General features: G+C 71.8%; 1 protein-coding gene. It reads left to right on the top strand.

Annotated elements, in window-relative coordinates; translation table 11 throughout:
• Positions 1 to 940: FGGY-family carbohydrate kinase (locus AC1DU6_RS32975; protein ID WP_477862507.1), on the top strand; the 940-nt coding region annotated here is incomplete at its 5' end.
• Positions 941 to 956 lie beyond the last annotated feature (16 nt).

The raw sequence follows: 956 nt of genomic DNA, 5'->3' as shown, positions 1-956 counted from the left end.
CACCCGGCATGTGCTGATGTACCCGCAGTATTGGGCCTGGCGGCTGTGCGGGGTGGCTGCGAGCGAGGTCACTTCCTTGGGTTGCCATACCGACCTGTGGCGTCCCCGGGCGGGCCGCTGGTCCAGCCTGGTCGAACGCCTGGGCTGGGAGAAGCTGTTCCCGCCGCGCCGCGATGCCTGGTCGCGCTTGGGCAAGCTGCGGCCCGAGCTGGCCGCGGACACCGGCCTGCCCGGCGACTGCGAGATCGTCTGCGGCATCCACGACAGCAATGCCTCGCTGCTGCGCCATCTGCTGACCCTGCAGCAGAGCGGCCCCTGCACGGTGCTGTCCACCGGCACCTGGGTCATCGCGGCGGCCCTGGGCTCGGCAACCAGGCCTCTCGTCGAGGCCCAGGACATGCTGGCCAACTGCAATGTCTTTGGCGACGCGGTGCCCTGCATGCGCTTCATGGGTGGGCGCGAGTTCGGCGCCATCGCCGGCGCGCAGCCGGCCAGCTTCGGTCTGGACGAACTGCAGCGACTCATTGCACAGCGCACCCTGGCCTTGCCCTGCTTTGCCGAAACCGGCGGCCCGTTCGCGGGCCAGCCCGGCCGTGTCACCGGCCCAGCACCGCAGACGCCCGCCGAACAGGCCGCGCTGGCCACGCTCTACGTCGTGCTGATGGCCGACCATTGCCTGGCCGCCCTGGGCACCACCGGCCGTGTCGTCGTCGAAGGCGCATTCACGGCCAACCGCTGGTTCGGCCCGCTGCTGGCCGGCCTGGCCGAAGGCCGCGACGTGACCGTGTCGGACGACAGCAGTGGCACGACCTGCGGCGCCTGGCTGCTGGACGCCTGGGGCAGCGCGCCCGAGGCGGCAGCCGCGTCGGTGGCCGCATTGAACCCGCCGGGATGGCGGGCCTACCGCGACGCCTGGCGCACAAGCACCGGCGCGCACTGATCTGCAAGCCACGAAG

It is taken from the genome of Roseateles sp. P5_B10 (assembly GCF_056400485.1).
The sequence above is the reverse complement of the archived record's forward strand: the minus strand, read 5'-3'. Positions and strand labels throughout refer to the sequence as shown.